Origin of the sequence: Haladaptatus pallidirubidus (assembly GCF_020700235.1) — an archaeon.
GTDB lineage: Archaea > Halobacteriota > Halobacteria > Halobacteriales > Haladaptataceae > Haladaptatus > Haladaptatus pallidirubidus.
The window spans coordinates 507,041-519,516 of sequence record NZ_CP085302.1 but is presented as its reverse complement, the minus strand read 5'-3'; the positions used below and the strand labels follow the sequence as shown (position 1 = coordinate 519,516).

General features: G+C 58.9%; 9 protein-coding genes and 1 pseudogene. 5 read left to right on the top strand and 5 right to left on the bottom strand.

All coding sequences use genetic code 11. The annotated features are described in order from the left end of the window. Positions 1-193 precede the first annotated feature (193 nt). The 5 genes and pseudogenes from LIX15_RS23495 to LIX15_RS23475 all read left to right on the top strand — a co-directional run. Positions 194-487: a hypothetical protein gene (locus LIX15_RS23495; RefSeq protein WP_227777210.1), complete on the top strand. Its 294-nt coding sequence runs from the start codon at positions 194-196 to the stop codon at positions 485-487. A gap of 174 nt (positions 488-661) precedes the next feature. Continuing rightward, complete coding sequence (locus LIX15_RS23490; protein WP_227777209.1) at positions 662-892, top strand: AF_0619 family ribbon-helix-helix protein; 231 nt, start codon at positions 662-664, stop codon at positions 890-892. Between the two features lie 9 nt (positions 893-901). Then, complete coding sequence (locus LIX15_RS23485) at positions 902-1,318, top strand: PIN domain-containing protein (protein ID WP_227777208.1); 417 nt, start codon at positions 902-904, stop codon at positions 1,316-1,318. Next, positions 1,254-1,718, top strand: coding sequence for an SWIM zinc finger family protein (locus LIX15_RS23480; RefSeq protein ID WP_227777207.1), 465 nt, complete (start codon positions 1,254-1,256; stop codon positions 1,716-1,718). The genes LIX15_RS23485 and LIX15_RS23480 overlap by 65 nt, the downstream gene beginning before the upstream one ends. 124 nt (positions 1,719-1,842) lie before the next feature. Beyond that, positions 1,843-2,331 (top strand): annotated as a pseudogene (locus tag LIX15_RS23475) (IS6 family transposase); the annotation flags it as partial. 102 nt (positions 2,332-2,433) lie between these two features. On the opposite strand, the gene LIX15_RS23470 reads toward LIX15_RS23475, so the two are convergent. The 5 genes from LIX15_RS23470 to LIX15_RS23450 form a co-directional block, all read right to left on the bottom strand. Next, positions 2,434-3,603 carry an LVIVD repeat-containing protein gene (locus LIX15_RS23470; protein ID WP_227777206.1) on the bottom strand — a complete coding sequence of 390 codons (1,170 nt, stop codon included), beginning with the start codon at positions 3,601-3,603 and terminating at the stop codon, positions 2,434-2,436. Next, positions 3,555-3,992 carry a hypothetical protein gene (locus LIX15_RS23465; protein ID WP_227777205.1) on the bottom strand — a complete coding sequence of 146 codons (438 nt, stop codon included), beginning with the start codon at positions 3,990-3,992 and terminating at the stop codon, positions 3,555-3,557. The genes LIX15_RS23470 and LIX15_RS23465 overlap by 49 nt, the downstream gene beginning before the upstream one ends. Before the next feature lie 70 nt (positions 3,993-4,062). Continuing rightward, entirely contained in the window at positions 4,063-7,383 is a 3,321-nt protein-coding gene (locus LIX15_RS23460) for a M14 family zinc carboxypeptidase (RefSeq protein ID WP_227777204.1), read from the bottom strand. Between the two features lie 235 nt (positions 7,384-7,618). After that, on the bottom strand, positions 7,619-9,841 hold the full coding sequence (locus LIX15_RS23455) for a S8 family serine peptidase (protein ID WP_227777203.1): 2,223 nt from the start codon (positions 9,839-9,841) through the stop codon (positions 7,619-7,621). Between the two features lie 16 nt (positions 9,842-9,857). After that, positions 9,858-12,164, bottom strand: a complete 2,307-nt coding sequence (locus LIX15_RS23450; RefSeq protein ID WP_227777202.1) for a S8 family peptidase — start codon at positions 12,162-12,164, stop codon at positions 9,858-9,860. Positions 12,165-12,476 lie beyond the last annotated feature (312 nt).

The following is a 12,476-nucleotide window of genomic DNA, read 5'->3' as shown; positions in this document are numbered from 1 at the left end:
TCCCTTCGACATGAGGTATAACTTCAACCGCTATCTCTTTTCCAAGCCTTTAGTTGTTTAGCCGTTCCATACCATAGAATCTTTGTCGGGAGTCACCCTCTTAGATCATTGGAGTCCGCACTAGCCGTAAGTCCATCTGCGGCAGTGAGTCGACCTCAACGTATTTTCGATGTAGACCTTTTCGGGATTCTTGGTGGCCTGGTCGCTTACCATATGCTTGCCGCTGGATTATCGGTTACGCATCTTCCGCCTACACCACGTCCACTGCACCGCCTCCTGCAAATACATGGTCGCTGTCGAAAATGAAACCGACGAGGGGACTCTCAAGGCATTCTCATCGGAGGACAGTGAAGACGATGCCAAACCAGAAGACTGCGACTGCGACGGCCTCAACGGATTCCCTGCTGGCCGTGCGTTCGTGCGGGACGAAAAGAACTGCCGAACTAACCACGGGTTCAGTCTTTTTTATCCATGGCACGCCAATTGACAGTCTCGGATATCACAGACCAGCGAACATTCACAAAAAGAGTGAATGTAACGACTGACGACCCTTCGAAAACATCGACGGCGCTACTCGAGATCGGGAGACAGTTTAGTATCATAATAATCTCGACGTCACTGACCGAAAGACACAGTATTCTGTGTTCCCATAGTATCCTGTATGCCCACCATCACGGTCAACGTCGATGACGACCTCAAGCAGCAAATGGAAAACCATCCGGAAATCAACTGGAGTGAAGTCACTCGTCAGGCGATCAAAGACAAGGTCAAGAAACTCGACCTAATGGACGAACTCACCGCTGGCAGTGAACTCACCAATGAGGATGTCGAGGAAATCTCCGCAAAGATCAATCAGAGCGCACAGAAATCCCTCGAAGAAGAGTCGAGATAGTACTGACGAATGAAACTGGTTGTCGACGCCAACGTCGTTATTTCTGCACTCATCGCGAATTCGAAAACACGCGAACTCATTGTCACACTTGAACCCGATCTTCTAACTCCTGAGGTTGTCCACGACGAAATCGGGAATTACGAAGATCTCATCGTTGAGAAATCCGGCATGGATGCGGACCGAGTCAATCAGTTCATCGAACTACTCTTTCAATATATCGACGTCATCCCCGCTACAGACTTCTATCCGTTCATTGAGCAAGCCAATGACGCGATTGGTGCGACAGACCCCGACGACATATTGTATGTTGCATGTGCGCTCGCTTGTGAAGCAGGTGTCTGGAGCGACGACTCTGATTTCGATGAGCAAGATCTGGTACCGGTGTATTCGACGAGCGACGTTCTTACTTCATTCGACACAATTTGAGAAGGATAATAGCAGCAAGCCACCACGAATCCCACAGAATAACGAGACGGCACAGAACCGCGCACAGGCCGAACAATTTGCCTTCGACATCAATGCCCCCGGAATGGTTGAAGTCACCAACAAGAGCCACAGCAACCCCGCAGAACACCAGTACACAGTCTCCATCGACGACCTGACCGAGGAACTGATGGCCTGTACGTGCCCGCACCACGTCCACCGCAACGCCTTCTGCAAACACATGGCCGCCGTCGAAAACGCAACCGACGACGGGACGCTCGAAGTCTTCTCGTCCGAGGACGACGAAGACGAGATCGAACCTGAATACTGCGACTGTGACAGCCTCGGTGACTTCCCGTGCTGGCCACGCGTGAGAACAGGACGGAAGGAACTGCCGAACTAATCACCGCTTCAGCCCTTTTTTATCCATGACACGTCAAGTGACGTTCTCGGAGATCACCGCCCAGCGAACGCTCATGGAATGTGCGAAAGCTACGACCGACGATACACCTTACACACCGACAGCCCTCCTCAACGCGGATCGCTCGCACCAGGCGATTTGGCAGTGGAAAGAACGGCTGGTCGACAGCGGACGCGATCCGCCGTCGGCATCGCCGACGCGGGTCGCTGTCGACGAAATTGCTGTCCAAATGAATGGTGAGTGGTACTGGGTGTACGCTGCCATCGATGTCACGACGAAGATGCTGTTAGACATCGAGCTGTTCAGCTGCCGTGGCACCGATCCTGCCACCGCATTTCTCCACGAGGTGACCGAGAAACACGACCTCTCGGAGGCCGTGTTTCTCATCAATGGCTACGGCTATCTGACTGCCATCTCTCGATTAGGATTGAGCGGTCGGTTGGACTATTCGCTCCGAAACCACGTCGAACGGTGGTTTCAGACCTTCAAAGTACGGACTGACCGCTTCCATACGAGCTGGGTGGGCAGTCGGCCGGCCGCGAGACGCTGGTTCCAGCAGTTCAAACGTTATTACAACCATGATCGATTGCACTAAACACTCAACGGACGAACGCCAGCTGAGGTTTTCTAGACAGTGCCTCCAAGTGTAATTCGGCAACATCTATTATTTCCCTAAATTATCGCGTCGGCGTGACGGTTAGCGGTCTGCTCCGAGCTCATCCCGGACGCGGTCGCCGTACCTACTGGCAAGCCCCGCGAGCGCCAGGCCGCCGGCCGCCCACCCGAGTCCCGACATAGAGGTATCTGGCTTGTACCGCAGGGCATAGACACCCGTGTTGATGTCGGCAGCGTAGGTGACGCCGTTCTGGGTCACGGCCGTCCAGGTAAACGGTGCGGCGTGGTTCAGTCCGACCACCTTCGATTCCTCGGGGACGTCCTTAGCGGCCTGGAAGTAGCCCTTCTCAGTGAGCGACCAGTTCTCGGTGTCGATGCGCAGGAAGCGCGTCCCGCCGTGGTAGTGACCGACGTGAACCCACTGTCCCTCGGTGACGGTGAAGTTGTGCGGGCTGAACGTGTAGGTGCCGTCGTAGGACACGTCGTCGCGCCACTCCCAGTGGTCGAGTTCGACGATGTTGTCCTCACCCTTCGTGTACCCATCGTCGAGGCCGTCTGCGTCCAGGAGTTTCACGTGGCCGGAATGGCCATACTGGTCGCTCGGGTACTCATGGCCGGCCACGAGTATCCGTTTGCCATCGAAGTAGGTCGGCGCTGGTTCGGCATAGTGAGCGTTCGACATCGTGAAATGCCCGAGTACGGAGATGTTCGTCGGGGTCGAGAGGTCGAGCGCATACACGCCGGCGTTCCAGTACGAGAGGTAGCCGACGGGCTTCTCCAGCCGTGAGTCGTCCTGGACAACGATATCGTGTATGTATGTGTCACCACCTGTGACGTTGCCGCCCGCGAAGTTTCCTTGCTGATTCCACGTGTTAACCAATTCGAGGACACCTGTCGTCTGGTCGAATTCGAAAACATACACCCCAGAGGTGCCATCCAATTCGATATCCTTGATCGCGAAGAGGTAGTCGGTGCCGCCGATTTCGTGGTGCCAACAATTATGGAAGCCGGTGTCGTGGGCGAAGGTACCGGCAATTGTCGGGTTCTCGGGATCAGTTACATTGACGGCTGTGATCGCGCCCGCCAGCGGTCCAGTCGAATTTTCTTTCGTACTCGGCGTCGGGTCAGGGTCGTCGAACAGCGCTGAGATGGGCTGTTTCGTATAGAACACGTAGTCCCCGTCAGCGCTCGTTTTAAGATCCATCACTGCCGCGGCGTCATTGTCATTGCGGACGAACGCGACGAAGTCCATCTCGGCGTCCCGAAGGTCGCTGGTATTGTTGGCGGCGTTGAACGCCGAGATATCGTCACACCGATGCCTCGGTTGTTGGTTGGATCCTTCGAAGAGAAGAAACAGACGTACGCGTAGTCCCCGACAACGCGCATCTCGGAGATACCACCGTAGTGCGGGCTGTCGGCCGAGTTAGTACTTGACGGCCCTCGCTGGCCGAGGCTATGATAGTCTAGGAGTTCGACATCGCTCGTCTTCCCATGGATACTTGCGTCAGTGTGGTCGTGTTCCGAGGTGCTCGATGACTTCGAGCTACCCATGTCGTGGGCGCTGGCCGCGTCCACGGCGGTCGAGAATGCCGATGCGCCTGCAACTGCCTTGAGGAATTTCCTCCTGTGAGTTCGTTTCATGAATTCGTAATTGTGTCTCATTTTTGTTGGTAGTGCTGCTGTTTGATTGGGTTGATCGCTTTCGGTGAACTCAGGTGTTCGTCGATGCACTAAGAACAGTGTTCGAATCGGTGCCAGCAACCTGATCTTCTGCATTTTCGAGCCCACTCGGATCAAGCACAGTCGCTGTTGCAGGACCGAATATGTCCTGTCCAGTTTTTGTCACGTCTGAGGGCGCCTCCACGAAGTACGTTCGCGTTACCGTGCCGTCGGCAACTTCGTCAGCACTGACAGTCCCGAGTTCGACGGTGTTGGATTTGACACCTGTCACGTCGCCGTAGCCCTCTTTTACTGTCCAACCGTCTGGCACCGCATCAGTGATGGTCGCGTCATGACTCAGCGAGGACACCGTAATGTCGACTTGGTTCGTCTGCCCACCCGTGAACACAGACCCGTCGTCGGCGCGGGTGCCACCGGCGGTAAACGTCTGGCCGGGGGCTTCGGGGGCGGTCGCGTCCACGGCGAAGGTTGGACCGGCCCCGTAGGTATCGCCTGTAGGGTTGTCGGCAGTCCGGCGGATCTGCTGAAAGCCGAAGGTCGAGGTGAGCACGAGATAGCCGAGGAACGTCGGCGTATAATCGAGCAAGCCGAAGGGGTGCAGGTTCTGTTGGGTGGCTGGCGGCACCAGCGAGGAGACGACGTGGACGCCGGTGCCATCGTCGGCCGTCCGGGTGAGCGACCCGGTGGCGACGAAGCCGTCTGTGCAGGCCGCAACCGAGGGAATGCCGTCGCCGAGGTCGTCGCCCGGTTCGGCGCTCGCGCCGGTGAACGCCCCCTCGTCGAGCAGTCGCATCGGTGCCTCTCCGGTTACCGCGTAGCCGAGGGGGGCGACCTTCCAGAGTTGCTCCTGGATCGGTCGCACGTCGGTCAACAGCGGGTGGTCGCCGTTCTTCTCGGTGTACCGGGCCACGTTGTAGGTGTCGACCGTGAAGTCGCCCGCCGCGAACCGATCCGCGCCGACGAGGTCGTTGTCCATCGACGCGAGGAGGTTCACGCCCATATCGGTCAAGACGAGGTTGCCCCCGTCGTTCACGAACGCATTGAGCGCTGCAACGTACCCCGGCACGTCGTAGCCAGCGGTGGGGTGGTCGGCAACGGTGTAGCCTGGAACCGACCCACCGATGTAGTCGGCATCGGCGTTCGCGCCATAGTCATGGCAGATGACGGCGTGGTCATAGTCGGCAAGTGCACCATTCGCCACGTTCTCGACAGTCAGGGGTTCCATCACGCCATCGTCAGCGATGGAGTCAGCGTAGTCCTCGAAGAACCGCAGCGGCGTCACGTCGTAGTCGTACTGCTCGTATCCGACTGCGGGGTCAGGATCGGGGTTCGTTCCGGAAGCGGCGAGGGTGCCAAAGCGTACCTCGTACCCCTGCGTATCCTGCTGGACATTCGAAATCTCGACCGTCCACTCTCCCGGTTCGGGATCCGAAATGACCCACATGGGATGGCCACAGCACTTCCCGCCAGCGCGCTCGTCGGTGACGGCATCATGCGAGCGAATGACCTCTCCTGACGGTGAGAACAATTGGAGGTCGAATATGCCCTGCTGTGAATGCGTGTGGACGTCCAAGCTATGGAGGCTCGACGCCGAGACGGTCTTCGAGACGGTTGTGGTGCTCAGTCCGGTGACCGCCCCCTCTGTACTGCTCTGGGTGTGATTCGTGTCACCGAAGTCGAGCGCGCCAGAGTGGCGGCGGAGAGCATCCTCGCTTGTACCGACCGCACCAGTCGTGACATAGGCGACGCGTTGGGGAGCTGCGTCGGCGTCGAATCGGGTCTTCGTCGTCGCTGAAAATTGGTCGCTTGTCGTGGGCGTATCGGAGTTCTCGACGGCGAACTTCGTGATGGTTCGCATCGCCGTTCGGTAGCCCCGTACCTCCATGTCCAATAATTCAGGATTGTAGACGTTGCCGCCGGTGAGGTGCGAGAAGGCCATCTCGAAGTCGAGGGTTGTCATTCCAAGCCCCCCGAGATCCTCCGGGTGACTCATCCAGTCGAGCATCGCACCCGAGACGGTGTAGTCGATTGTGTCGTAGATGGTTGCGTAGTCGAACGCCTCCTCGGGGAGCACACCGAACAGGAGTCCCGTCTTGGTGTCGCCGAGTACTGCTTGTTTCGCATCGCCCGCCGTCGTCCAGACGTCGAGTTCCTCTTCGAGAACGTCGTCGATGACCCGGCACATCTCGTAGACCTCGTGCATCTCGCGGGTGTCGTACTGATCCTGCGAGATGAGTCCCAGCACGAACTCGTTGAAGATCGGCCCGCCGTGGAGATCCGCGCCGTAGTTCAAGTTCTCGTAGCCCCGGAAGTGCTCGACGATGGCTAGCGCATCAGTCACGCGCTCTTTCGAACGGTCGGCGGGATTGCGGGGTTCACCGGGGTAGTGAGCCGGAGTGATGTACCCCACGGTGGGATACTGACGGTTGGTATCGTAGATCTCGGCGTTCCCGCGCTCGTACAACGGCGCAGCGGGGATGCGTGGGTGCGAGGCGCCGGGGCCGCCAGTCTGGTGACCGGAGTCATATTGTGGGTTGCGTGCCACCCAGCCGTCAGGATTCGTGAAGCCGAAGACGAGGACGATGTCGTCCAATAGCGAGGAAATCTCGCCGGCCTTGTCATCCCCACGCAGGATATTCTCGATAATACGTGCGCCCGCTTCCGCACCCGCTCGTTCGAGTCCGTGGAGCGACAGCGAATAGAATACTTTCTCCTTCTCGCGGAAGCTTTGTTCGTCGCCGGCGTCGTTGGTTACCTCCGCGACGAACATCCCCTTCGGGTCGTCGCGGGCGGTCACGTTGTTGTAATGCCCCGGCGACTGACCGATCTCCTTGACATTCACCTTGCTTTGGTACTCGCGTTCGAGGTGGCGGAGCCCGTCTTTCATCTGCTCGTAGTTGATGAAGTCCACCGAGCGCATCGGTTCGGGGAACACGCCGAGGGGATAGTAGCCAAGCCGCCAGAACGGGTTCGACCCGGGCGAGAAGGAGAGCGTCTCCGCAGTCGGGAGGTCGGCAACGCTCTCGGCCTGTGTCGTCGTCAACTGTGCGTAGGCAGCGGGCTTCGGCGTGGTCGTCGTTTTCGCGTTGGGAGCGATCGACGAGATGGCGTCGAGCCCCGCGGCGCTCGAAAATTCCACAAGCGTCGGCGCAGCGTAGTCTGCAAGCGTGTGATTGAGGACGTACTCATACTCAGTCGTCATCTCCACTGCCGAAACGTCGGCGCTCACGTTGCCGGGGAACGCGAGAGCAGCCCCAGTCGTGGCTGCCGCCAGACGCATGAAAGTTCGACGATCAATTGAACTGTCGCAGAATCGGTCATCAGCGCCTGTTTTGGTCGCTTCGTCAGTCATGTTACTCCTGTTCATACCAATGGCTATGAATGATTGATAAAAAGCAATGGTCCTAATCAATTAGGATCAGCTGAACCGTCCGTTCTTCCACCAGTTACAACGGCAGTCTGCCGATCGGGCGGATCACCGTGTACTACCGTAATGTTCGCGCATTCGATTGCGTCGCTCTTGCTCGAAACAACGACTCCGATACCACAAAATCAAGAATCGAAACAATGAGGATCGTCCAATCTGCTTAGGTATTTGTATCCTCGCCGATAACGGCGTTCGTCTCCGTCCCGCCAAAGGCGACCCAGTCATCGTCGGTCTTCGCCGCGTTTGCTGCTGCCGAGCCGAACGTGTACTCATCCGTCTTCGCGGGGTCGTTCGGCGCTTCGGCAAAATAGGTACGCATCGTCTCGCCGTCACTCGGCACGACAGTACCGAGGTAGACATGTTGGACGTCATCCACCTGCTCGACGCGTTTCACGTCGCCGTACTCGGTTTTGACGGTCCACTCGATGGGGATCGTGTCCCGGACTTCCGCAGTGTGGGATACCGAGGCGATGGTCACGTCTACCTGGTTCGTCTGCCCGCCCGTGAACGCCGACCCATCGTCTGAACGTCGCCCGCTCACCGCAAGTGATGTCGGCGTATCTGGGTCGGCCAGCGATACCTCACCGAAGCGGGCGAAGTCGCCTATCTCCGCCCGCCGGACGGCCGCTGCTGCGTCGGCGAACCCCGCGCCGACGTTCCATGGAGTGTACGCTTTGTGGATATCCCGAGCGGTCGCCTCGACGGTATTGATGATTTCGATGGGATACGGATTGTGGCCGTTCTGCCGCGCGGCGTCTATGACGAGTGCACAGATGCCCGCTGCCGCCGGACACGCCATCGACGTGCCGCTCATGTAGCCATAAAACATCTCGGTATCAGCCGCGTAGGCGTCAAGCGGGTCGGTCGGTCCAAGCGCGCTCATGATGTGGTTGCCTGGTGTGCCTATACTGGGTCGGTAGACGCCGACTGGCCGCTGTTTTTCGGGTTCGCCACGAATCTTCTCGTGGGACTCGTAATCGAGCGTGTAGTCCACGGCCACCGACACCATCGGCTCAACCTCGACCCAGTAGGTCGTCCCGCCATCGACGTCCGTCGTGAGCGTGCGGTGCTGGTGAACCGGTTCCTCGCCCATTTGGGCGACGACGGTGCCGTCCTTGCTTCCACGGCGAATCGACACCCGAACCTGCTGGCCGTCTGGCGAGAAATCGAGCATCATCTCCAGGGTATCAGCGTTCGGCGGCGCGCGCCACTCGTGGAATTCACTCTCCGTTGAAGCGTCAGTTCCAGTGGTCGAGTTGTCCGCTGCCGGCCCGACCGTGCCCGCCCACATCCCCATGTCCACGACATACTGTCCGTTCGTCATTGCAGCATGGAATCGGCCGAGGTTGCCGAGCGCTTTCTTACGATCGTAGTTCGTCTCTCGATTCTCGTCGGGGGTGCGCCCGCGTGAGGAGAAGTTCGTCACGTGTTTGTCGTCGCGGGTCGCGCCAATGCAAAGGACGTGGGGAGCCTTAGCGAACCGCGAGAGGGTGTCGGCTTCCGGCCCCTCGTTGCCCGCCGCGAAGACGGGGATGATGCCCCGAATGAACGCTTCCCACGTCGCGACGTTCAGAGGGTCGTTCGGGTTGTAACGGACGTCTCGGGCGACGCCGTAGGAGTTCGACACCACGTCTGGGTCGAAGTCGACATTTGGGTCGTCCGCACGGGCGAGCATATGGTCCCACGCACCGATGGCGTACGGCAGATAGACAGCTTGATTCGTCGAGTAGACCGAGATTCGTGCGCCGGGGGCCATCCCTTTGTACTGGCCATCGCTTGCGGATCCGTCGCCCGCGACGATACCTGCGCAGTGAGTGCCGTGGCCGAGGTCGTCGGTGTCACCCTCAGATCCGAGGTTCACCCAGTCGGCGTCGCGCTCGCCGAGCGGGTTATCGACCCACTGCCAGTTTGACTCCAGTCGGCCATCAAAGTCTGGATGTGGACCGGAGAACCCGGAGTCAATGATGACCGCGTCTACGCTGGATCCATCGTACCCCATTTCGTTCTGGACGACATCCGCGCCCGTCACCGCCCGGGAATCGTCGTTGAAGAACTCCAGTTCGACCGCCTTCTGGACTCGCCGAACGCCGTCCCAGCCCGCGACGGTGCGGACCTGATCTCCGGAGAGCACAGTGTAGGTCATCGGCAGGACTGCGTACTCATGTTTGCTGTTCGGCAGGTCGAGATCGGTCAGCCGTTTCATCGACTCCTGAGAGTCGAACACGACCACGACCTCGTGTGGTTCCGCTGCCGAGGTGTCGATGCGGTCATCGACGACGGACGTGTCCGCCGCTGTCCTCCCAGCACTCGCCGCACCGAGCAGTCCTGCCGCGCCGGCCATCTTCAGCACCGTACGCCGCGTCGTGTGTGTATGTGCAGTCATGGTAGCTTCCGTTGGATTAGCTGCTCTCTCCGACTACGGTGTTCGTTTCCGTCCCGGTGATGGTGATGAATGCCCCTGCACCGTCAGCGGGCGCAGCCTCTACCGAGCCGAATTCGTACTGGCCGGTCGCGCCCGCGCCGCTCGGTGCTTCGATGAAGTACGAGAGCGTATCGCCCTCATTCGCGTCCATTGTGAACTCGACGTAGCGATGGCCGTCATCCGTGTATACCACGTGGTCGTCGCCGCCGACGACTTGCCAGTCCCATGGGATCTCATCGCGGACCGTTGCGATCTCGGTCGCCTCATCCAGCGTTATGTCGACCTGATTTGTTTGGCCCGCTGTGAACGTCGACCCGTCGTCGGCACGGGTGCCCTGCGCGTGGAAAACGGGTTCGGTCACTTCGCCGTCCACCGCGAGGCTCGTCTCGTCGAACGTTGCGAGGTCGCCGGATTCGGCACGCTTGACGGCAGTTGTCGCGTCGGCAAATCCCGACCCGATGTTCCACGCGTTGTGGCTTGTTCGCGCGTCGTTCGCGGTCGCCTCCACAAGTTTCACCACATCGATCGGGTCGGGAAATTCACCATGGTTCTGGTAGTAGGCGTCGTAGACAAGTGTCGAAATGCCACAAAGCACGGGACTGGCCATTGAGGTGCCCGAGAGGCGACCATACCACACCTCGGTTCCCTGTTTCTCGGGGTGTTCGGTGATGGTCGGGTACGTCTGGTAGGCATCGTTCTCCGACAGCGTGCTCATCACGTAGTCGCCGGGCGTCCCCGCGGATGGCCGGTAAATGCCGTACGGTCCACTCGGCTGGTTGGCGAGCTCCTTCCGGGCGGTTAACTCTGCCGTGTACGTCGCAGTGACGTTTGCGTACGGCCTAACTTCGAGGAAGTACACCGTCCCGCCGTCGACCTGTCCAGATAACTTCTCGGGATTCTGTAGGCTCGCACCACTAGCGACGACCGGACCGTCTTTCGCCCCTTCGTGGAGATAAACATCGATGTCCTCCCCCTGCGGTGTCCACGAAACGGTTCCATCAACGTAGCCTGCGTCAGACGGAACCGTCCACTCCTCATAGGCGCTCTCACCGACGCCCGCGTCGGACGAACCCGGCCCGACGGTGCCTTCGCGGGTGATGGTTCCGACTTTCGGCTGGTTGCTGTAGTCGCTCGTGTAGAATCCCACAAGGTTCTGGTAAGCCGTCGCGCGATCCCAATGTGCACCTTCGCCGCCGTCCGAGTAGTCGGGCGAGCGCCCTCGTGAGGAAAAGTTGGTCACGTTCATGTCGTCATCGGTCGCGGCCGCAGCGAGAAGGTGGGGCCCGGCGGCGTAGTTTGAGAAGGTGTTCGTGTCAGGACCGCTATTCCCGGCGGCGAAAACCGGCAGGATGCCGAGTTCGGCCGCCCTCCACGTTGCCGTCTCCAGCGCCCCGTTCGGGTTGTAGTCGCCGCCGATGTTCGCACCAAAGGAATTGTTGACCAGCTGCACGTCGTGTTTCCCAGCGTGCTGCTTGTCGAGCATGTCGTCGTACGCACCGACGACGTTCAACAGCGCAGCAGCGGCGTCCGTCGAGTAGACGGAGACATCGGCGTCGGGAGCCATTCCCTTGTATCGCCCATCGCTGGCGCTCCCATTGCCCGCGATGGATCCCGTGACGTGGGTGCCGTGCCCGCCGCTAGCGGTGTCGGCCGATCCAGCGTCCACCCACATCGACTCAGCGTCGAGCGGGTCGACGAACCGGTAGTGTCCCTTTAGGTTCTCTTTTAGATCCGGGTGGTCGCCGTCCACACCGGAGTCGATAACGACGACGTGGACTGACTCGCCGGTGTAGTGCTGGTCGTTTTGGACGGTCTCGACGCCCGTCACGTCGCGGGCGTCGTCATTGAGCAGTTCGACGCTGTGGTTGGCTTCGACATATCGAACGTCGCTCCACTCAGCGACCGTTTCGATTTGATCGCCCGTCAAGAGCGCGTAGCCAATCGGCAGCACTGAGAACTTATAATAGCCTTCCGAAAGATTGAGGTGGCGAAGGTGGTCCACAGCAGCATTAGACTCGAACACCACCAGGGTTTGTTGAAGGCCGCCTGACGTATCGAGCGCATTATCAACCGTCAGGGTCTCGGCTGCCGTCGCAGGTGCAACCGCACTGAGTAAGCCGGCCACACTGACCGCGCCGGTTGTCTTCAACAGGCTTCGCCGAGTGATACCGAGTTCCCATGTCTCTTGGTCGTCGACAGAATCGAACTGCTTTTCTTCGCCAGTCTCCCGCTGAGTGTTGGCGTCTGTTAGATGGTTCACATCATTCTTTCGTTCCTGCACCATGACAATACTCAAGAAAGTCGTAGCAAAAAACAAGGGGCCTAATTGGACAGGGAAACGATGATTGAGCAACGCAAACGCCACCATATTCGAGACTCTCTTTGACGATTTATCGACGGGACAACCGTCGGTATTACTTAATGTATTTCGGTGTACAGATATCAAAAATAAAAACAAAAATCCTAACTGATTAGGCTCTTTGGGAGTTACTGTCTCACAATGATACTTGGAACATACGGGGCTCGATCGACGGCAAGAAGGTCGGTCACTCGACCACTGCGGGAAACGCAAGATAAGACGGGTACAACTTCTCAC